The organism is Pseudomonas sp. 3296, from assembly GCF_031456615.1.
GTDB lineage: Bacteria > Pseudomonadota > Gammaproteobacteria > Pseudomonadales > Pseudomonadaceae > Aquipseudomonas > Aquipseudomonas mucoides.
Genome location: NZ_JAVDUY010000005.1, coordinates 38,783 through 57,337, shown reverse-complemented (window position 1 = coordinate 57,337; position 18,555 = coordinate 38,783). Strand labels below are relative to the sequence as shown.

20 protein-coding genes are annotated in these 18,555 nt (G+C 59.5%); 6 read left to right on the top strand and 14 right to left on the bottom strand.

Going from position 1 to position 18,555, the window contains the following annotated elements; all coding sequences use genetic code 11:
- The first annotated feature begins 28 nt into the window (after window positions 1-28).
- Window positions 29-466 (top strand): multidrug/biocide efflux PACE transporter, encoded by a 438-nt coding sequence (locus J2X66_RS14355; protein ID WP_310265382.1) that lies wholly within the window; start codon window positions 29-31, stop codon window positions 464-466.
- A 228-nt stretch (window positions 467-694) separates the two neighbouring features.
- On the opposite strand, the gene J2X66_RS14350 is transcribed toward J2X66_RS14355, so the two are convergent.
- From J2X66_RS14350 to J2X66_RS14335, 4 genes are all read right to left on the bottom strand, one after another.
- Window positions 695-1,417 (bottom strand): TylF/MycF/NovP-related O-methyltransferase, encoded by a 723-nt coding sequence (locus J2X66_RS14350; protein ID WP_007946102.1) that lies wholly within the window; start codon window positions 1,415-1,417, stop codon window positions 695-697.
- A complete protein-coding gene (locus J2X66_RS14345; protein ID WP_310265378.1) occupies window positions 1,414-2,280 on the bottom strand; it encodes a hypothetical protein in 867 nt (288 codons plus the stop codon). Before J2X66_RS14345 ends, J2X66_RS14350 begins: the two co-directional genes overlap by 4 nt.
- A 187-nt stretch (window positions 2,281-2,467) precedes the next feature.
- A complete protein-coding gene (locus J2X66_RS14340) occupies window positions 2,468-4,087 on the bottom strand; it encodes an inorganic phosphate transporter (protein WP_310265377.1) in 1,620 nt (539 codons plus the stop codon).
- A gap of 166 nt (window positions 4,088-4,253) precedes the next feature.
- Window positions 4,254-5,276 carry a transporter gene (locus J2X66_RS14335; RefSeq protein WP_123432883.1) on the bottom strand — a complete coding sequence of 341 codons (1,023 nt, stop codon included), beginning with the start codon at window positions 5,274-5,276 and terminating at the stop codon, window positions 4,254-4,256.
- Between the two features lie 283 nt (window positions 5,277-5,559).
- On the opposite strand from J2X66_RS14335, the gene J2X66_RS14330 reads away from it, so the two are divergent.
- Complete coding sequence (locus tag J2X66_RS14330) at window positions 5,560-7,182, top strand: methyl-accepting chemotaxis protein (RefSeq protein WP_310265374.1); 1,623 nt, start codon at window positions 5,560-5,562, stop codon at window positions 7,180-7,182.
- Window positions 7,183-7,282: 100 nt separating this feature from the next.
- Here the strand turns inward: J2X66_RS14330 and J2X66_RS14325 are convergent, their stop codons facing one another.
- From J2X66_RS14325 to J2X66_RS14315, 3 genes are all read right to left on the bottom strand, one after another.
- Window positions 7,283-8,461 (bottom strand): GAF domain-containing sensor histidine kinase, encoded by a 1,179-nt coding sequence (locus J2X66_RS14325; protein ID WP_310265372.1) that lies wholly within the window; start codon window positions 8,459-8,461, stop codon window positions 7,283-7,285.
- A 126-nt stretch (window positions 8,462-8,587) separates the two neighbouring features.
- Window positions 8,588-8,893: a PepSY domain-containing protein gene (locus J2X66_RS14320; RefSeq protein ID WP_310265371.1), complete on the bottom strand. Its 306-nt coding sequence runs from the start codon at window positions 8,891-8,893 to the stop codon at window positions 8,588-8,590.
- Window positions 8,894-9,046: 153 nt separating this feature from the next.
- Window positions 9,047-10,174 carry a glycerophosphodiester phosphodiesterase gene (locus J2X66_RS14315; protein WP_310265368.1) on the bottom strand — a complete coding sequence of 376 codons (1,128 nt, stop codon included), beginning with the start codon at window positions 10,172-10,174 and terminating at the stop codon, window positions 9,047-9,049.
- Window positions 10,175-10,411: 237 nt separating this feature from the next.
- On the opposite strand from J2X66_RS14315, the gene J2X66_RS14310 reads away from it, so the two are divergent.
- Window positions 10,412-10,765: a DUF2025 family protein gene (locus J2X66_RS14310; RefSeq protein WP_310265366.1), complete on the top strand. Its 354-nt coding sequence runs from the start codon at window positions 10,412-10,414 to the stop codon at window positions 10,763-10,765.
- 61 nt (window positions 10,766-10,826) lie between these two features.
- Here J2X66_RS14310 and J2X66_RS14305 read toward each other — a convergent pair whose 3' ends face one another.
- Together J2X66_RS14305 and J2X66_RS14300 are read right to left on the bottom strand one after the other, a co-directional pair.
- On the bottom strand, window positions 10,827-11,135 hold the full coding sequence (locus J2X66_RS14305) for an antibiotic biosynthesis monooxygenase (protein WP_310265363.1): 309 nt from the start codon (window positions 11,133-11,135) through the stop codon (window positions 10,827-10,829).
- Window positions 11,132-11,839, bottom strand: coding sequence for a CTP synthase (locus J2X66_RS14300; RefSeq protein WP_310265359.1), 708 nt, complete (start codon window positions 11,837-11,839; stop codon window positions 11,132-11,134). The genes J2X66_RS14305 and J2X66_RS14300 overlap by 4 nt, the downstream gene beginning before the upstream one ends.
- A 15-nt stretch (window positions 11,840-11,854) precedes the next feature.
- Between J2X66_RS14300 and J2X66_RS14295 the strand changes: the two genes are divergently transcribed.
- Entirely contained in the window at window positions 11,855-12,796 is a 942-nt protein-coding gene (locus J2X66_RS14295; RefSeq protein ID WP_310265357.1) for a LysR family transcriptional regulator, read from the top strand.
- 7 nt (window positions 12,797-12,803) lie between these two features.
- Here J2X66_RS14295 and J2X66_RS14290 read toward each other — a convergent pair whose 3' ends face one another.
- Together J2X66_RS14290 and J2X66_RS14285 are read right to left on the bottom strand one after the other, a co-directional pair.
- Window positions 12,804-13,337, bottom strand: a complete 534-nt coding sequence (locus J2X66_RS14290; RefSeq protein ID WP_027923902.1) for a DUF1003 domain-containing protein — start codon at window positions 13,335-13,337, stop codon at window positions 12,804-12,806.
- Between the two features lie 120 nt (window positions 13,338-13,457).
- The gene (locus J2X66_RS14285) at window positions 13,458-14,075 is read right to left on the bottom strand and encodes a TetR/AcrR family transcriptional regulator (protein ID WP_027923903.1); all 618 of its coding nucleotides are present in this window, start codon (window positions 14,073-14,075) and stop codon (window positions 13,458-13,460) included.
- A 214-nt stretch (window positions 14,076-14,289) separates the two neighbouring features.
- On the opposite strand from J2X66_RS14285, the gene J2X66_RS14280 reads away from it, so the two are divergent.
- Window positions 14,290-15,366, top strand: coding sequence for an MBL fold metallo-hydrolase (locus J2X66_RS14280; RefSeq protein WP_310265352.1), 1,077 nt, complete (start codon window positions 14,290-14,292; stop codon window positions 15,364-15,366).
- 113 nt (window positions 15,367-15,479) lie between these two features.
- Window positions 15,480-17,009, top strand: coding sequence for an amidase family protein (locus J2X66_RS14275; protein WP_310265350.1), 1,530 nt, complete (start codon window positions 15,480-15,482; stop codon window positions 17,007-17,009).
- A gap of 43 nt (window positions 17,010-17,052) precedes the next feature.
- Here J2X66_RS14275 and J2X66_RS14270 read toward each other — a convergent pair whose 3' ends face one another.
- The 3 genes from J2X66_RS14270 to J2X66_RS14260 form a co-directional block, all read right to left on the bottom strand.
- A complete protein-coding gene (locus tag J2X66_RS14270) occupies window positions 17,053-17,325 on the bottom strand; it encodes an XRE family transcriptional regulator (protein ID WP_310265348.1) in 273 nt (90 codons plus the stop codon).
- A gap of 11 nt (window positions 17,326-17,336) precedes the next feature.
- Window positions 17,337-17,654, bottom strand: a complete 318-nt coding sequence (locus tag J2X66_RS14265) for a helix-turn-helix transcriptional regulator (protein ID WP_310265346.1) — start codon at window positions 17,652-17,654, stop codon at window positions 17,337-17,339.
- 93 nt (window positions 17,655-17,747) lie between these two features.
- Entirely contained in the window at window positions 17,748-18,515 is a 768-nt protein-coding gene (locus tag J2X66_RS14260) for a helix-turn-helix transcriptional regulator (RefSeq protein ID WP_310265344.1), read from the bottom strand.
- Window positions 18,516-18,555: the final 40 nt, after the last annotated feature.

The following is an 18,555-nucleotide window of genomic DNA, read 5'->3' as shown; positions in this document are numbered from 1 at the left end:
AACCACAGTCACTCAGAGGAGCCTGGCCATGAGCGCCAACAAAACCATCACTGAACGTATTTTCCAAGCCGTTGGTTTCGAACTGCTGGCCATCCTGATCTGTACCCCGTTGTTGGCCTGGATCATGGACAAACCGCTGCTCGACATGGGCATGGTCACCCTGTTCATTGCAGCCCTGGCCCTGGCCTGGAACGTGGTCTTCAACGGCCTGTTCGACCGTGTGCTCAAGCACTACAAAATGGCGCACAACGCGTGGGTCCGGGTGGTCCATGCGCTGTTGTTTGAAGGTGGTCTGGTTGCCTTTGGCGTGCCGCTGATTGCCTGGTGGCTGAAGATCGGCCTGTGGGAAGCGTTCCTGCTCGACATCGGTGTACTGCTGTTTTTCCTGCCGTACACCTACCTTTACCATTGGGTGTACGACGTGGTGCGGGAGCGGTTGGTGACGCGCACTGTTTGCGAAGGATGAATAGCGCGGTCGGAGGGGGGGTGTATGAAGTGGACGGCAAGCAGCGGTCGCGGGTCAGAGGGTTTATGGACTGGCTGGGTGATCCAGCCCATAACCTGAAGGAGATTATGTGCAGGAGTAAGCTTGCTCGCGATGGTGGTGGTTCAGTCAACAGTGATGTTGAATGTGATGACCTCATCGCGAGCAAGCTCGCTCCCACAGGGTTTTGTGTCAGCCCCGGGGTATGCGTTAGACGTGGAAGTAACCCACGCACGAATCAAACGGCAAACGCTTCAGCTCGATCTTGTTCAGGTCCAGCACTTCGCGCAGGGCTTTGGTTTCGCCCGGGAAGTTGCGGTAAGCCACTTCGTCCAGCACCACGATCGCGCCTTTTGGCATGTACGGCAGGAAGGTTTCCAGCGCGACTTTGGTCGATTCGTACAGGTCGGTGTCGAGGATCAGCATGGCCACGACCAGGTCAGGGCGGGTCTTGACCCACTCCGGCACGGTCTTGACGATGTCGCCCTTGACCAGTTCGCAACGCGGGATGCGGTTGACCGGGCGCAGCAGGTCGTTGGCGTCGATCATGTCCTGGATCAGCGACTGGTCGGTGTCGGAGAACATGGTCTCGTTGACGTCGGCCGGGTCTTCTTTCTTGTCGATGCTCTGGAAGCCTTCGAAGGTGTCGAAGCCGATGATCGAACGGTTGATCGCGTACGGTTCCAGGATCATCGACAAGTGCATGTACAGCATCAGCGAGTTGCCCTTGTACACGCCGCACTCGATGATCGCACCCGGTACTTCAGCGACTTTTTTGAACAGTTCCATGCGCGACAGGGCAGCGGTCACGCCGATGCGGTTGGCGAACACGAACGGGGCGTCGGCCACGTATTCGGCATCGACCCGTTTCAGAACGTTGGCACGGGTTTCGTTGTACTGGGCCTCGGCAGGCGTGATGCGACGCTTGGTCATTGCTGGATTCCTTGGAAATTCGAAAAGTCGTGGGCGTGGAAATAATCTTTGAAACCGGCGCCGACGTCAGGGCAGGCGCTGTCGACGTTGATCGCGCCACGCTTGTGCTTGAGGTCATCGAGGTGCATCAGGCGGAAATCCACGCTGAAGCGGGTTTGATCGGTGTGGTTGGCGACCGTGCCGTGCAAGTGCGAGCCGGAGAAAATCAGCATCTCACCGGTGTTGCCGGCGATGCGCACTTCTGATGACGTATTGATCGCCTCAAGTGGCACCGGGTGCACGCGGACTTCCTCCTTGAGGTTGTCCTTGGCCTTGTGCCGCTGGTTGCTGATCCAGTCGTTGAGGCTCCATTCGCTGGAGGTGTTCTTCACCGGCACGTCGAAGTAGCCGGCATTGATCATCATGGTCTGGTCGGGGCGAATGGTGTGCACCGGCATCCAGGTGTTGATCTGGCAATCGACGCTGCCGTACCACGTGTCGCGGTGCGGCTTGTAGGCGTAGCTGACGCCAGCGTGCAGGTAGTCATAATTCGGCACCACGCGAATGCGCGGCACGTCGAAAATGTACTCGCGCGGGTCGACGCCGATCTCGTCGATAAATGACAGGATCAGGTCCTTGGCGCGCTGGCTGTTGGTGAACTGGCCCTTGAGGCGTGTTACCAACACCACGAATTCTTCCACCGGCATCAGCGTGTGCAGGGCCTGGTGGTTGGTCTCGCCGTCGAAAGCGGCGGTGATGCTTTCCTGAGCAAACGCACACAGTTCTTTGGCCGCGCGCAGCTGAGTGTTCAGGAAGATGTCGCCAGCGTAGATGGCTTCTTTGAAGTCAGCTTTTTGCTGAAGCTGATTGATATACAGATTCACGATTCCACTCCTGAATACATCGAGTCTCTTAAGAATCGGCAACACGTTAGCAAACTGAAGTGCTAACGGGCGGGTAGTGGATCAATAAATGCGTAATCGCCTGTATTTGCGACGAAATGCTTTTTACCCGGCAAAAAAAATCCCTGTAGCAGCCGGACGCAGGCTGCTACAGGGTTGGGTGTCCAGGTCAGAACAGTTTGGTGAACAACCAGTACAGGCTGCCCGACAACAGGATCGCGGCGGGCAAGGTCAGCACCCAGGCCATCAGCAGGTTGCGGATGGTCTTCATCTGCAAACCGCCGCCATTGGCGACCATGCTCCCGGCCACACCCGACGACAACACGTGGGTGGTCGACACCGGCAGGCCGAACATATCTGCCGCGCCAATCGTCAGCATTGCCACGGTTTCCGCCGAGGCGCCCTGGGCGTAGGTCAGGTGGGTCTTGCCGATCTTCTCGCCAACCGTCACCACGATGCGCTTCCAGCCGACCATGGTGCCCAGGCCCAAAGCAATCGCCACGGCGATCTTCACCCACAACGGAATGAAGCGCGTCGAGTTATCGATCTGCTGCTTGAACAGTTGCAGTTTGCCGCTGGTGTCGGCGTCGAAATTACCGACTTTGTTCTTGTCCATCAGGCGAATGGTTTCGCTGGTCAGGTACATGTCGTTGCGAACGTTGCCCACGGCCTCGGCCGGCACTTTGGACAGCGAGCCGTAACCCTTGACCTGGGCGCCGATGCTGCCGGTGAGGGCGGCGAGTGCAGGGACCAGCTGCGGTGTGGCTTCCTTGCTGCGCACGTATTCGGACAGCACCGGACGCGGGTCGGCCGGGGCCGGTTGTGGCGCCGCCTTGACCAGCGCTTGCTGGGTCACTTCCGCTACGGCGGCGAACTGCAGCGCCTGGTCGGCCGGCATGGTGCGGTTCAGCGCATAGGCCATGGGCAGCGTGCCGACCAGAATCAACATGATCAGGCCCATGCCTTTCTGGCCATCGTTGGAACCGTGGGCGAACGAGACACCGGTGCAGGTCACGATCAACATCCCGCGAATCCACCACGGCGGTGGCGTGCTGCCGACCGGCGCCTTGTACAGCGCCCGATTCTTGACGAATGCACGCAAGGCCAGCAGCAACAGCGCGGCAAAGCCAAAGCCCACCAGAGGCGACAACAGCAACGCGTACCCGATCTTGGTCGCCTGCGCCCAATCCACACCGCTGGTGCCGTCGTAACCGTGCATCAGGGCATTGGCCACGCCGACGCCGATAATCGAACCGATCAAGGTGTGCGACGACGAGGCCGGCAAGCCCAGCCACCAAGTGCCGAGGTTCCACAGGATCGCCGCGATCAACAGAGCGAAGATCATGGCGAAACCGGCGGAGGAGCCGACTTGCAGAATCAGCTCCACGGGCAGCAGGGCGATGATGCCGAACGCCACCGCACCGCTGGACAGCAGCACGCCGAGGAAGTTGAAGAAGCCGGACCACGCCACCGCGAAGTTTGGCGGCATCGAGTTGGTGTAGATCACCGTGGCCACCGCGTTGGCGGTGTCGTGGAAACCGTTGACGAATTCAAAGCCCAGCGCGATCAGCAGCGCTACGCCCAGCAGCAGAAACGGGGTCCAGGTGGTCACCACCGTGCCGAGTTCGTGCATGTCGTGCATCAGGCTGTAAGCGGTGAACAATAACCCACTGGCCAGCACCCCGAAAAACACCACAAGGGTGAACAGGCTGGGCTTTTTATCGAGTTGGGGTTTGGCGCTACGGGCAGCGGATGCCTGGGTATCGGCGGGGTAGGAAGGCGTAGCCATAACGGACAATCCTGATGAGGGAGGTGTATCAGGGATAGTCGTTGCTAATTGTTACAGAGAAACTGCGTCAGATCAGGGTTTGGGGTTTTTGCTTATCCGTTAGTCAGAATCCACCGCGCAACCCAGTAGCAGCAGGCTTCGCAGCTGCTACAGGTCGTGGGGAGGCTTAATAATCCTGGCGCTTGCGAAACGCCCAGCGTCCGGCCAGCACGGTAAAGGTTGCGACCAGTGCCACCAGGATCCAGAACCCTTCCGGGTCGCCGGACAGAGGGATGCCGCCGACGTTCATGCCAAAGAAACCGGCAATGATGTTGATCGGCAACGCCAGCACCGTCACCACCGTCAGCGTAAACAGTGTGCGGTTGCTCTGCTCGTTGAGGTTGGCGGCAATCTCTTCCTGCAGCAGTTTGATTCGCTCACCCAGCGCCGTGAGGTCGTTGATGATCAGCGCAAACTCCTCGGTGGACTTGCGCAGCTCCTTGACATCCTCCTTCTGCAGCCATTGCGGTGGCCGATTGAGCAAGCGAAGCAACGAGCCCGGCTCCAGTGCCAGCAGGCGTTGCAGGCGCACCAGCACGCGGCGGTTGGCGCCCAGTTCGGCACGGTTGGTCGACAGGCGCGACGACAACAATTCATCTTCGATCTGATCCACACTCAAGCTGGTCTTGCGCACGATTTGCGTCAGCACCTCGCCCTGATCGCGCAGCAAATGCACGAGCAACTCCAGCGGCGAACGAAAACATTCACCGGCCTTCACCGAAGAACGCAGCTTGTCCACCGAGTGCAGCGGTTGCAGACGGGCACTGATGATCAGCCGACTGCGGGCGCACACCCACAGCGTCGAGACATCCGAGGAGACCATGCTGCTGAGGTTGAACACCACGTCGTTGACCACCGCCAGCAAGGCCGAATCCACATGTTCGATGCGCGTCGAGCGTGAGCCTTCATGCAGCGCTTCGAAAAACTCGTCCGGCAATTCCAGATGGCTTTTCATCCAGCGCTCGCACGCGGCGTGCGCCAGGTTCAGGTGCAGCCAGAGGAATTCTTCGCTGTCGTCGGGTTGTTGCAGGCATTGCAAGGCTTTGGCTGAATCGATTTCACGACCACGTTCACCGGGCCGAAAACTGAAACCGTAGAGCAGACCGAACAGATCGGTGTCGCGATGGCTTTGGTCGATGCTGTGGTTCATGAGTGCTCGCAAGGGGGCGCTATCGCTCTATGTAGCAGCAGGCTTCGCCAGCTGCTACAGCCGCATCATCGCAAGGATTTTTGACAGTTCTGTGACAAATCGATGAAGGCTGAATAGTGGCTCTACCGACGGTCGGATTGGATTAAAGAACCGCTCTGGCCCGCCGATCTCGCTTACGTTAACGTGCGCGCCTTTGGCCACGAGCCAAGTCGCAGACAGGGATGTCCGAACACCTTTCACGCCCAGTCACGGCGTGTCTCACCCCTGTCATGAGTATCACTCGATGCTGCAAAAATCCCTGAGAGCACAAATTCTCGCCTTGTTGAGCGGCAGCCTGCTGGCGATGTTGCTGATTGCCTTGGCTTGCTTTCACTTTCTGTCCAACGGTGTTCAGAGCTACGCGAACCTGATCGACGGCCCGCTGCACACGTCCCAGTTGATCGATGAAGCCAACCTGCAATTCAAGGTGCAGGTTCAGGAATGGAAAAACGTCCTGCTGCGCGGCAAGCAACCGGCGGATCTGGACAAATACTGGAAGCAATTCGAAGACCGTCAGCGCGATGTGCAAAGCATCCTTAGTGAGCTGGCCGGGCAGAAGGGCATCGAGCCGCAACTCAAGACCCGCATCGAACGCCTGCGAGATGAACACCGCTTGCTGGGCATTGCCTATCAAAAGGGCCGCGATGCCTACGTCGCTGCCGGCGCCGACCCGGCTGCTGGCGACACCGCCGTCAAAGGCGTGGACCGCGCGGCCAGTGATCAGATGAGCGAACTGGTTGTCGAACTGCGCAAACAGGGCGCCGAACAGTCGAAGCGGATCAGTGCCGACGCTGACCGCACCGTGTTGCTGGGGATCATCGTGATGCTCGCCTCAGGCTTGCTGATCGGTCTGTTGAGCCTGTGGCTGGTCAACCGCAACCTGGTCGAACCGATTCGCAAACTGATCGACTACGTGGCGCAACTCAGCCAGGGCAAATTCGCCGATCGCGTGGCCAGCACCCGTCAGGATGAGCTGGGCAAACTGGCGGTCGCCGCCAACACCCTGCGCGATTTCCTCGCTGAGACCTTCAGCCATTTGCAGCGCAGCGCCAAGGACCTGGACAGCGCCAGTGGCGAACTGAACGCCATCGCCACGCTGATGGCCGGTGGAACCAACGAACAGTTCAACCGCACCGATCAGGTGGCCACGGCGATGAACGAAATGTCTGCGACCGCGCAAGAAGTTGCGCGTCACGCCGCCGATGCCGCACGCGCTGCCGACGACGCCGACCAGTCCGCGCAGCAGGGCGAAAAAGTCATGCAGGGCACCATCCATACCATCACCCAGATGCGCGGTGAAATCGCCAACACCGCCACGGTCATTCGTCAGCTGGAAACCGACAGCGGCCGCATCGGCAAGGTGCTGGAAGTGATTCGTGGCATCGCCGAACAGACGAACCTGCTGGCGCTCAACGCCGCCATCGAAGCGGCCCGTGCCGGTGAAGCCGGGCGCGGTTTTGCGGTGGTCGCCGATGAAGTGCGCAGCCTGGCCCAGCGCACGGCGGCGTCGATCATCGAGATCAACCAGATCATCCAGACTGTGCAAACCGGTGCGGTGGATGCGGCGCAGGCGATTGAAAGCGGGCAGTCACGCAGTGAAGAAAGTGTGCAGCAAGTGACCGAGGCCGGCGCCATGCTGGAGCGGATCACCCAGGCCGTCGAAGCGATTCGCGACATGAATCGCCAGATCGCCACTGCTGCCGAAGAGCAGACCTCGGTGGCCGAGGACATCTCGCGAAACCTCACCGAGATCACCAGCATCGCCAGTACCAATCTGGACAACGTGCAACGCACTGAAGCGGCAAGCCACAACCTGCACGGGGTGTCGTCGCAGTTGAATGAAGTGACGGCGCGTTTGAGCGCGTAAGGCCCACGGCGGGTTCATTGCAGACGGCAACGGCGGCGTTATTGCAGGCGTTGCAGGACGCTGATTCCAGCACGTCGGGTTCGCTGGTCAGTACCAGCGCCTAAGCCTGCACAGGCAGTGTGAAGGTAAACGTCGTGCCCTGAAGCGCGGTCGAGACCACCTCCAGTTTTCCACCGTGGGACTGCGCAATCTGACTGGCAATGTACAAGCCCAATCCGAGGCCGGCCTGCGGTGTGTCGCCGGCCGGTCGCGAGTAGGGGCGGAACAGGAAGGCTAATGCGTTCTCGGCAATCAGCCCCTGATTTTTTACGCTCAGGATGAAATGCCCATCGCGGATCTGCGCATTGACCTCGACCGGACCTTGTGGATCGCCGTGGAGTACCGCATTCGCCACCAGATTGGACAGCAATTGGGCGACCCGCTCGCGGTCGCAAGGGACGTTGTGCAAATCGCCAATGGAAGAGGTTATGACGCGGTCCGGGTGAACACTCTGGACCTCGGAAATCACATGCCGTAAAGCCGCGTCCAGATCCGCGTACGGTTTGATGTTCACCGGAATGCCACTGCCAAAGGAGCCACGGGCAAAATCCAGCACGTCATCGACCAGTCGGGTGGCGCGTCGAGCGCTGGTGAGGATGTGCCGGGCCCGTTGCTGATTGGCCGGCTCCGGAAGTTTGCGCAGGAGCATTTCGGCGCCGGCACTGATCGCGAACAACGGGTTGCGCAGGTCATGGCCGAGCACGGCGATGAACTGTTCGCGCAATTGCGAGGTTTCACGCTCCTGCTTGAGCGCCGCTTCGGTGTGCTGCTGGCTTTCTTCGGCCTCGATTTGCAGCGCCAACATCCGGGCGAAGGATTCCATGGTGCTCTGGATCGTGCTGGATGTGAGCGGCGCAGGGGTGGGGTCAAGCGCGCAGATGGTGCCGAAAAAGCGCCCGTCGGTGCGGAAGATCGGCACCGAGATGTAGCTTTCGAACTGGTAAATACGCGGCGTTTGGTGATTGTGATAGAGCGGGTCTTCACTGGCCTTGTCGATCACCACCGACTGGTGGGCCTGACGAATTTCGTGGCACAGGGTCGTGGCCACCTCCAGTTCACCGCCGACCTGCAAGCCGAAATCCAGTTGATCAAGCACGGCGCAAGCGGTCCAGGAATTCTCCGTCACGCGCGCCACCGCGCAGAAACGCAGGCCCGTCAACTCGCGGATGACCTGGAGAATCGCCGGCACCGCGCTGATCCGACCGATCGTGGCGATGTCTGCTGCCGCTGTTTGCCCCATATCGATCAATCTCTGCGAGAACACCGTGGACCGATTCTATCGGGCTGGCGGCGCGTTGGCTCGCGCTGAATTCGGGACGTAAAAAAGCCGCACGATTTGGAGATCGTGCGGCTTTATCAGTTCGGGTTACTTGTCCTGTTTGTTGCTCAGGACTTTGCCGGTCGCAGCATCGAAATCGATGTCCCATTCCGTGCCGTCAGCCAGACGCAGTTCCACTTCGTATTCGTAGCCGTTGAAGTGGTTGTCCAGGTCCGTGTCGGTGATGGTCGCACCCGGGTGCAGTTTCAGCGCTGCCTGGTTCATTTCTTCCAGCGGCTTGATCTTGCCGCTCTTGACCAGTTCAGGGATCTGATCGACGCGAACATCAGCCTGGGCCAGGCCAGCAGTGAGGGTCAGGGCAGCGGCGGTGAACAGGGCAGTCAATGTTTTCATGAAGTTCTTTCCTTGGGTTGTTCTGTTTAAGTGGCGCCAGATTAACTATGGCAACTTAATTCATCCTTAATTCCAGAAAGCCACCACCCACGAGTGCTGCTCAATTCCTGTGGGAGCGTGGCTTGCCCGCGATAGCCGCACCGCGGTCCCGAATCAATACCCGTTATTCTGCAGCAACTGCGCAACCGTCCCCGCCGCCGGCCGCTTATAGAACTTCAACAACTCACTGGCCCGGTTAGTAAAGACCCCATCCACCCCGGCATCCATCACCTTCTGGTAATCCACCGCATCATCAATGGTGTACACGTGCACCAACAAACCCTGATCGTGGGTGAACTGGTTCATCCACGGCTGCACCAGGTCCGAATAGCTCTGATCGCCACCCTGGGTCAGTGCGGCGGAAGGGCCGGTGCCGATGGCGCCCTGGGCCTTGGCGTACTCGACCCATTGCTGGAATTCGGCTTTGTCTTTCGGTTCCTGCCTGGCGTAATAAGTGGCTTTGTCCTTGTCGCCGGATTCAGCGAACGTCACTTTGGATTTCGGCTCGATGCTGCCTTCGCCGACCCACAGCAGCAGGATCTTCGGCACTTTCGGCATTTCTTTTTGCAGCAGTTCCAGGCTGCTCTTCTCGAAGGTCTGCAACACGACCTTGCCTTTGCCCTGGCCTACCGCCAGATCACTTTTCCCCAGTTTCGAACCGGCCGGGCTCAGCCAGCCTCGGTCCTGCAACTTGTCCTTGAGGTCGCGCTCGATGCCGGGGAATTGCTTCGGCTCTTTGGTCTCGATGTACAAGCCCGGCTTGTGCAGCGGGTTGCCTTGGGCGATGTCGATGATCTCGTCCAGCGTCAGGATTTTCAGCCCGGCGTAGGACGGACGCGCGCGATCCGGGTAAGCCGTGTTGAACCAACTGCCGGCGTCGAGGGTTTTCAGCTCGGCCATGGTGAACGCGTTGGCCGGGCTGTTCTTGCGATCAGGGAACCGGGTGGCGACGTCGGTGGTGCGTTGCAGGTTGTTGTCGTGCAGGGCAAACAGCACGCCGTCCTTGCTGCGTTGCAGGTCCATTTCCAGGTAATCGGCGCCCAGGTCGCGGGCCAGTTTATAGGCGGCCGCGGTGGACTCGGGGGCATCGAACGACGCGCCGCGGTGGGCGATTACCGCCGGGTGCGGAATGCCCAAACGGCTGGCCAGCGCGGTCGGGCCGGGTTCGCTGGCGGCCTGTGCCTGGCCGAGGCCGAGCATCAGGCTCAGCAGCAGGGCGCTTTTGGTGAAGGTAACCGGCATGTCGAGATCCTTTCGCAGAGAGATTTTCAAAGACGTCCCTTTTAACAACTGAGCGCCGCTCGCGCTATCGCCAGACCGACATAAACGTGTTTAAAGCTCATTTTTTCAGCGCCGGTGTGTGCCGCTTTGCAGTACTCTTGGCCACGGCAGTTTCCCCGGCAGAGGGAAACCCGCGTCGTTTTCCTTGCGTGTAAACCATCGGTCACCGGTCGTTAACGACCCTTTTGTGAGGTTTATATGCGCATCACTTCCGAACTCATCTGCCAGGCTGCCGACCAACTCCACGGCTTCGTCGGCCTCAATCGCAAGACGGGTCATTACATCGTTCGATTCAGCGAAGACGCGTTCGGTATGGACGTCGCCGATGACGGCATCATTCCGGTGAGCGAGTTTGTCTGGGCGCCGGGGCCGGGGCAGGTCATGACGCTCAAGCGTGAGTTGATTCAGTTGCTGCTGGATCAGAATATTGATGACCGCATCAACATCACCGAGCCGTTGCGGGTGTATATGCAGCGGCGGGACGTGCCGCAGATTGCGGCGGTGCGGAGTCTTGTCCGGCCTCATCGCGAGCAGGCTCACTCCTACAGTTGAAACGCGTTCCCCTGTAGGAGTGAGCCTGCTCGCGATGGCGTCCAAAAGAACACCACAACGCTCAGAGATGAAACCGATAATCCCGCTCAACCCTGCACACCCGCGTCTGACACTCCGCATACCAGGTCGAGCGCCCACGCTCACGAATCTGACTGTGCTCGGGATGATGTTTCCACGCCAGAATCGCCGCTTCACTGGCCCAATAAGAAACCGTAATCCCGAGCCCATCCTCGCCCCGGGCCGATTCCACACCGAGAAACCCCGGCTGCTCACGGGCCAGCGCCACCATGCGTTCAGCAGCCTCGGCGTAACCGTGATCACCTTCAGTGCGCCGGGAGGTGAAAATCACTGCGTAGTAAGGCGTCGTCATGGTTTCTGCCTCACACAAGCCCTGACGAAAGCGCGGACCAGCGGCGGCAGAACGCCCTTGAGCGCCGCACGTTCCGGCTGGAACAGCGTGGCGACAAAGAACGGATGCCCCTTGAGCTCAACCGCCCGCAAATCCTCCTGGGAATCATGGCCAACGGCGTGCAGCTGCTGGACCAATAACGCTCGTTCGAACTCAGGATTCACACCGAAGCGGCAGCGATAGCCTTCGCGTATGGCAGTCGTTTCGTACGCGTTGGCGATCAACGAACCTTCAACCAGATGAATGCTATCCACCGCTTCCACCAGCGAGCAGGTCAGCGGCGTCAGAAGCGCCCGTGCGGCATCAGGATGCGTCTCGCCGTGTTCGGCATCTTCCCAGCCCAACACATGGCGGGCGTACTCCAAAACCGCATGTTGAAACCCGCCACAAGTGCCGAGGAACGGTCGCTGCTGCTCTCGGGCAAAGCGGATCGCCCGTAACGCCCCATCCATGTCTCGATAAGGACTACCGGGCACGCACCAGAAACCCTCGAAACCTTGCAGCGGTGTGTCGGCGTTGATCTGGTCAGTGGCCAGCCACTGGAATTGCACGTCCAGCTTCAACGCTTCGGCGGCCATGCCAAGGGCGACGGGAATGGCTTGGTGGGCGGTGACTTGAGGGTCGTAGTCACCGATCAGCGCGATGCGGATTAAGGGGGTTTCCATGAGTGCTCTCTCGGCTTGTTGATTCCTGGCGCCCACTATAGATTGGCGTTCACGCACTCAATATGGGCGTTATTCCAAATGATCAATGCAGCAGCGCACTATCGGTTGGACTATCCCGACCTGGCCTTGATCCTCGCGCTGGTGCGTGGCGGTTCGCTATCCAGGGCCTCGAACCTGCTGAAAGTCGACGTTTCAACGGTGTTTCGCGCCGTCCGCCGACTGGAAGCGGCATTGGGGCAGCAACTGTTCGAAAAGAGCCGCGCCGGGTATTTGCCAACCACGCTCGCGCAAACCTTGGCCGAGCAGGCCGAGCGCGCAGAGCAAGCGTTGGACGCGGCGCGAATTGGGGTGGAGCAGGGTGGGGAAGTCATCAGCGGCACCGTTCGCCTGACCTGCACCGATTCGGTCCTGCAAGGGTTGCTGCTGCCGGCGCTGGCGCAGTTCATGCCGTCCTACCCAGCGTTGACCATTGAGTTGAGCACTTCTAATGACTTCGCCAACCTCAGCCGCCGCGATGCTGACATCGCGTTGCGCCTGACGCGCACACCGCCCGAGCATTTGGTCGGTCGACGCCTTGCGGACATTGCCTACCGGGTGTGTGCCAGTGAGCGGTATCTGAAGTCTGTCGACCCTGAAGATTTGGCTTCGCTGACCTGGATCGCGCCTGACGATTTCCTGCCTGACCATCCCACTGTTGCCTGGCGGCGTCAGCACTTGCCGGGCGTCACGCCGGCCTATCGCTGCAACAGCATGCTGTCGGTGACCGAGCTGGTGCGGGCCGGGTTAGGGGTGGCGGCCTTGCCGGACTTTTTGATCGGCGACACGTTGCAGCCGTTGACCGCTCCTCTGGACGGTTACGACACCACGCTCTGGCTGCTGACCCGTCCAGACTGCCGCGCATTGCGCTCTGTGGTGACACTGTTTGATGAGTTGGGGCGGGTGCTGCGATTGCCTTGAGCGCGCGTTAAACCTTGGGCGGCTCTTTGCGCACGAAGTGCTGATGCATTTCCGAGGTCAGGTTTTCAATGCGCTCGGTGAGGGTCTTGGTCATCTCGGTGAGCCGGGTGTTTTGTTCGAGCAACTCCATCAATTGCGCGTTGTTTTTTGCAGCTTCGGCCTGACGTTCGCTGTTGGCCACGGCGATGGCCTCACGGTGTTGCGCATCGGCATCGGATTGCGCTTTGTCACGCGCCGCCTGACGGGTCTGGGCCAGCAGAATCAGTGGGGCGGCGTAAGCCGCTTGCAGGCTGAACGCCAGGTTGAGCAGGATGAACGGGTAGACGTCGAAATGGGTCACGCCAAAGATATTGAGGCATATCCACACCGCCACGATCAGCGTCTGCGCCCCGAGAAAGGTCGGCGTGCCAAAGAACCGCGCGAAGGCTTCGGCCCGCAGGGCAAATTTGTCGTTGCCGAAAGTAGGCGCGAGGTGGGCGTGAGCGCGATGGAAGCGTAAATGATCGACGACGGGTTTTTTATCAGCAGTTGGGGTGGTCATGATGCTCTCTGCATGGCGCTGGGACTGACGCTCACTATAGCCCCCTCGCCAGTTTCATTCTGAAACACATTGCACTGATTTACTGAGCACCGAGCCATGCAGGGGAAGGGCGGGACCGTGTCATTTTTCGCAGACCTGATAACAGGCCAGGAACATGTCCAGCGCCGACTCCACCACGGTGGTCTGCATCTGCGGTGACAGCCCCGGCAACCCCATGGAAATCTGTGGCCAGAACGCAAAGGACTTGAGCATCCCCTGAATCTGTTGGGCGGCAAACGCGGGGTCGACCGGTTTCAATCGACCATCGGCCTGTGCCGTGCGAATCCACACGGTCAGGTCTTCTTCACGCTGGCCCATTCTGGCTACCATGTTCTGCGCACGCTCGGGCGAATGAATCGTGGCGGCGATGGCCACCCGCGCCAGGTCGAGAAAATTGTCATCGCCGAGCGTCTGCATTTTCGCCTGCAACATCACGCGCATCTGGTCGCGCAAGGGCAGGTCAGGGCGGTAGGACGTTTCCTGATCTGACAGTACCCGCGCCCACAATTGATTGAGGATTTCGGCAAACAACTCTTCCTTGCTCGGGAAGTGGTTGTACACCGTGCGCTTCGACACGCCGGCAGTGGCGGCAATCTTGTCCATGCTGGTGATATCGAAACCGTTGGCACGGAATTCGACAATCGCCGCCTGGATAATGGCTGCACGTTTTCGGTCGGTGAGGCGCTGTGGAGCTGTCATAAGTACGCTTCGGCAGGAGGCAAAGGAAAGTTACACTCGGTAGTTTACTTGTCATCGGCTTTGATGCAACCTAGAAACTACACTGTGCAGTGTAACGTTTTGTTAATCCTGCCCAGCGAAAAATAGATCTCCGGCTGATGCGTGCGTGCTTTGGCCATTTATCGTCCCACCGTGAAGAACTGCCATCTTGCGGTTTTTCTGGAGTCACTCAGTCATGGCCACTTCTACTTCCGCTGCGGATAACGCCCCTACGCCTGAAGCTTCTCATCAGACACTAGGGCGCTTTCAAAACCATGTGCCCGTGCAACGTGAAGGCGTTCACAAAATGCTGCGCATCATGTGGAGCATGATCTTCCACAAACCGCGCAACAGCCGCCCAGCGGCCTCAGTGCCGGTACAAGCCCTGACTCAGGCGGCGTTGATCGCAGCGCCTAACCACAGCGTCTACCGCCTCGGCCACTCCACCGTCCTGCTGAAACTGCGGGACAAATTCTGGATCACCGACCCGGTCTTCGCCGAGCGCGCTTCACCCGTGCAATGGGCCGGCCCCAAGCGCTTCCACCAGCCGCCGATCAGCCTGGACGAATTGCCACCGATTGAAGCGGTGATCCTGTCTCACGATCACTACGACCACCTCGACTATCGCGCGGTACTCAAACTGGCGGACAAGGCCAAGTACTTCCTTACCCCGCTGGGCGTCGGCGACACGCTGATCAAATGGGGCGTGGAGGCCAGCAAAGTGCGCCAACTCGATTGGTGGCAGGGCACTGAGGTCGACGGCATCCAGTTCATCGCCACCCCTTCACAACACTTTTCCGGGCGCGGTTTGTTCGACGGCAACAGCACCCTTTGGGCCTCGTGGGTGATGATCGACGGCGACACTCGGGTCTTCTTCAGCGGCGACAGCGGCTATTTCGACGGCTTCAAACGCATCGGCGAACAGTACGGCCCGTTCGACCTGACGCTGATGGAAACCGGCGCCTACAACGTTGAATGGCCGCACATTCACATGCAGCCGGAAGAAACCCTGCAAGCACACATCGACCTCAAAGGCCGCTGGCTACTGCCCATTCACAACGGCACCTTCGACTTGTCGATGCATGCCTGGTTCGAGCCCTTCGACCGGATTTTGGCGTTGGCCTGGGAGCGCAATGTGTCGATCACTACGCCGCAAATGGGCGAGGCGTTTAACATCATGTACCCACAGCGAGGGGCCGCGTGGTGGTCGGAAATGGAAAGTACGGTGAAGGAAGAAGGGCGTTTGGCTTGTAGCGGCTACAAGTCAGGGTGACATTTCCTACATTGACAGCTCCTTGTGACTGACAGCCGTTTCCTACGGTTTCGGTAGGCTGTGCGGCGGGTGAAATGACTCGCCCGTGATTAGCCATAACAAGGATGCTGTAAATGAAGGACATTTTAAAAAACCGCATGACGGCGCTGGCGCAGATCATTCTGCTATCGGTCTCCGGGCCTGCATTGGCAGACAACAACGCCTCCGTCACTGCCCAGCCGCTCGAATATGCGAGCGTCAGCGAGCTCACCGAGCGAATGGCGCGTAACGAACTCACCTCAGTCACCCTGGTGGAATATTTGCAGGCGCGCATTCACACGCTGGATAAGCAAGGGCCGTCGATCAACGCGATTATCGAGCTCAACCCCCAGGCCATCGACATTGCCAGCGCCTTGGACCAGGAGCGTCAGGACGGAAAAGTGCGTGGCCCGCTGCACGGCATCCCCGTTCTGCTCAAGGACAACATCGACACGGCGGACCAGATGCAAACGAGCGCGGGTTCTTTGGCCATGGTCGGTCAGCCTGCTGCGAACGACGCGTTTGTGGTCCAACAGCTGCGTGACGCAGGTGCCGTCATTCTCGGCAAAACCAACATGAGCGAATGGGCTTACGTCCGGGAAATGGGCTTGCCCCACGGTTGGAGTGGCCGAGGTGGCCAAGGTAAAAATCCCCACGTGTTGAACGGCGAAATCTGCGGTTCCAGCTCGGGATCAGCCGCCGGTGTTGCCGCCGGTTTTGCACCGTTAGCCATGGGGACCGAAACCAACGGTTCCATCGCGTGCCCTGCTTCGGCCAATGGCGTGGTGGGCGTGAAGCCTACGTTGGGTCTGTTCAGCCGATCGGGCATCATTCCCATCACACGTCTGCAAGACACGCCGGGCTCCCTCTCTCGGACCGTCCGCGATGCCGCGCTGATGTTCAATGCCCTGCAAGGCGTTGACGCCAGTGACCCGGTCACCCGCGATGCCCCCGTCGGCGTTGACTACACCGCGCTGCTTACCACCGAGGCGCTGCAAGGCAAAAGAATCGGTTACCCGACTGAGTACGTCGGCACGAACGGCACTGTTCTTCGGCCTGGTTTTGAATTCCTGATGGCCCTGGCCACACTGGAAGAGCAAGGCGCGACCCTGGTGCCGTTGACACTTCGACTGCCTGATATCGATGGCTACTTCAACGCCCTCATGGCAGGCATGAAACATGAACTGCCCGAGTACCTGGCCAGTCGTTCAGGCTTGCCGATTCAGACGCTTCAACAGTTGATCGACTTCAACGAACTTAACCCGGGCGCCGAAGGCTACGGGCAGCAAATGCTGAACGACATCAATGAACTGGACATGACCCCCTCGCAGGCCGCCGAGATGTTCGGCACCCTCAATGCCAGTTTCAAGGCTGCCATTGATGAGCAAATGACTGAACATCGCCTGGACGCATTGTTCGCCGATGCCGATGGCTACTCGCAATTCAGCGCCGCCGTCGCCGGTTACCCCGCCATTACCGTCCCGTCGGGCATGAGCAGTGATGGGCAGCCGACGTCTGTGTTCTTTTTCGGCCAGCGCTGGAGTGAACCCCAACTGCTGGCGCTGGCTTACAGCTATGAGCAAGCATCGTTAGAACGCCAGAATCCGGCTTTTGAAGAGCAGTAAGGTCTCAACGGGGACGGTCATTTCAGCGTGATCAAGTCAGGCATCAGAACGCCTGATCCTCCACCGTCGGGCCGCTCGCCATGGAGCGGCCCACAATCTTCGCCACTGTCAGATCGCGAACGTTCCCACCGAGAATTTCATCCAGCTCCCCGGCTGACAGCCCCAGCCTTTGCGCCGCTTCCGCCTTGCCCAACTGACCGATATCCAGCAGCATGCCAATCTTCATGAGGTATTCGGCCTTTGCCCTCATCTGCCCCGCATCGATATCACCCGAAGACGGATGACCGCGCCTGTCGCATTCATTGATTCCATTCATCTGCTGACTCCTCACTCAACCATCGCGTAGTCCGCCCGACCCACCGGATCAGGCGTCGACCCTTTCACATTCATCCCTCGACCCGGCGCAAACCCAGGGAAGAACACCAGGCCTTCCGATTCAAACCGATACGCCAACGCCAGCCGGGTGACATCCAGCACATCGCGTTCGGCCTCAAATCGCGTAATGGCCTCCACGGAGACCCCGGATTCCTCCGAGAGCTCTTCCACACTCCAACCCAGCATCGCCCGGGCCTGGGCGCAGTGGGCCGGGGTGAATTGGAAGAGGGCGATACGTTCCAGGGTGATTTTCATCGCATGAGAGGCCATGGTGTTCTCCGGGCTCGAGAGTGCTGATTTAAAATATACTGTGTTTTTGTACAGTTGTTTTGCGCCCGGATCAAACTCATTTTTCGATTTTTGCTATTTCGAGGCTTCCATCCAGACGGACGGTGGCTGGCCCAGTAAACGACGAAACATGGTCGAAAAGGCGGCAGGGCTGTCATAACCGAAATCCAGTGCGATGCGCGTTACCGCCGTTCCTGATGCCAACCGCGCCAGGGCCAGCACCACGCAGGCACGCTGCCGCCATTGGCTGAAACTCAGGGTGGTCTGTTGTCGAAACAACCGGTTAAACGTTCGCAGACTGATGTGCAATTGATCGGCCCATTGCTGCGGCGACTGGTGAGCATTCGGCTGCCGCAGAAACGCCCGACACAACCCCAGCAACCGCGCATCGACAGGCAACGGAATGTGCAACGGCAAGTGAGCACTGCGCGCCAGTTCATGCAGTAGCAAGTCGATCAGCGCGCCATCGCGCCCGGCCTCGTCGTACACCAGCGGGATCTCCACTGCCTCCATCAACAAATGCCGCATCAACGGCGACACACTGATCACCTGGCAACGAGCCCCCAGATCAACCGTGCCTGGTTCGATGTACAAACTGCGCGTGCTCACCCCCAGCATCAGCACCTCATGCGCCACCCCCGCCGGAATCCACACCGCCCGCTGTGGCGGTACCACCCAATTGCCGTCATGCGTGCTGACCTGCATCACCCCCGTCGCGCCGTACAGCAGTTGTGCCCGCCGATGCGTATGACGGGGCAACATATGACCATGGGAATAATCCGTACCGACCGCCACCACCGAGCGGGGCGTGTCATCCAGCAGATTGATCGAAACATTGCGCATTGAGCGGTTTCCAGCAGTTGGCGTAAACGCGAACATTATT

What these genes read in the sequence shown, in the direction of transcription:
- J2X66_RS14355 (WP_310265382.1), top strand. Translation starts at nt 29, where the DNA reads ATGAGCGCCAACAAAACCATCACTGAACGTATTTTCCAAGCCGTTGGT.
- J2X66_RS14350 (WP_007946102.1), bottom strand. Translation starts at nt 1,417, where the DNA reads ATGACCAAGCGTCGCATCACGCCTGCCGAGGCCCAGTACAACGAAACC.
- J2X66_RS14340 (WP_310265377.1), bottom strand. Translation starts at nt 4,087, where the DNA reads ATGGCTACGCCTTCCTACCCCGCCGATACCCAGGCATCCGCTGCCCGT.
- J2X66_RS14335 (WP_123432883.1), bottom strand. Translation starts at nt 5,276, where the DNA reads ATGAACCACAGCATCGACCAAAGCCATCGCGACACCGATCTGTTCGGT.
- J2X66_RS14330 (WP_310265374.1), top strand. Translation starts at nt 5,560, where the DNA reads ATGCTGCAAAAATCCCTGAGAGCACAAATTCTCGCCTTGTTGAGCGGC.
- J2X66_RS14325 (WP_310265372.1), bottom strand. Translation starts at nt 8,461, where the DNA reads ATGGGGCAAACAGCGGCAGCAGACATCGCCACGATCGGTCGGATCAGC.
- J2X66_RS14320 (WP_310265371.1), bottom strand. Translation starts at nt 8,893, where the DNA reads ATGAAAACATTGACTGCCCTGTTCACCGCCGCTGCCCTGACCCTCACT.
- J2X66_RS14315 (WP_310265368.1), bottom strand. Translation starts at nt 10,174, where the DNA reads ATGCCGGTTACCTTCACCAAAAGCGCCCTGCTGCTGAGCCTGATGCTC.
- J2X66_RS14310 (WP_310265366.1), top strand. Translation starts at nt 10,412, where the DNA reads ATGCGCATCACTTCCGAACTCATCTGCCAGGCTGCCGACCAACTCCAC.
- J2X66_RS14305 (WP_310265363.1), bottom strand. Translation starts at nt 11,135, where the DNA reads ATGACGACGCCTTACTACGCAGTGATTTTCACCTCCCGGCGCACTGAA.
- J2X66_RS14300 (WP_310265359.1), bottom strand. Translation starts at nt 11,839, where the DNA reads ATGGAAACCCCCTTAATCCGCATCGCGCTGATCGGTGACTACGACCCT.
- J2X66_RS14290 (WP_027923902.1), bottom strand. Translation starts at nt 13,337, where the DNA reads ATGACCACCCCAACTGCTGATAAAAAACCCGTCGTCGATCATTTACGC.
- J2X66_RS14285 (WP_027923903.1), bottom strand. Translation starts at nt 14,075, where the DNA reads ATGACAGCTCCACAGCGCCTCACCGACCGAAAACGTGCAGCCATTATC.
- J2X66_RS14280 (WP_310265352.1), top strand. Translation starts at nt 14,290, where the DNA reads ATGGCCACTTCTACTTCCGCTGCGGATAACGCCCCTACGCCTGAAGCT.
- J2X66_RS14275 (WP_310265350.1), top strand. Translation starts at nt 15,480, where the DNA reads ATGAAGGACATTTTAAAAAACCGCATGACGGCGCTGGCGCAGATCATT.
- J2X66_RS14270 (WP_310265348.1), bottom strand. Translation starts at nt 17,325, where the DNA reads ATGAATGGAATCAATGAATGCGACAGGCGCGGTCATCCGTCTTCGGGT.
- J2X66_RS14265 (WP_310265346.1), bottom strand. Translation starts at nt 17,654, where the DNA reads ATGGCCTCTCATGCGATGAAAATCACCCTGGAACGTATCGCCCTCTTC.
- J2X66_RS14260 (WP_310265344.1), bottom strand. Translation starts at nt 18,515, where the DNA reads ATGCGCAATGTTTCGATCAATCTGCTGGATGACACGCCCCGCTCGGTG.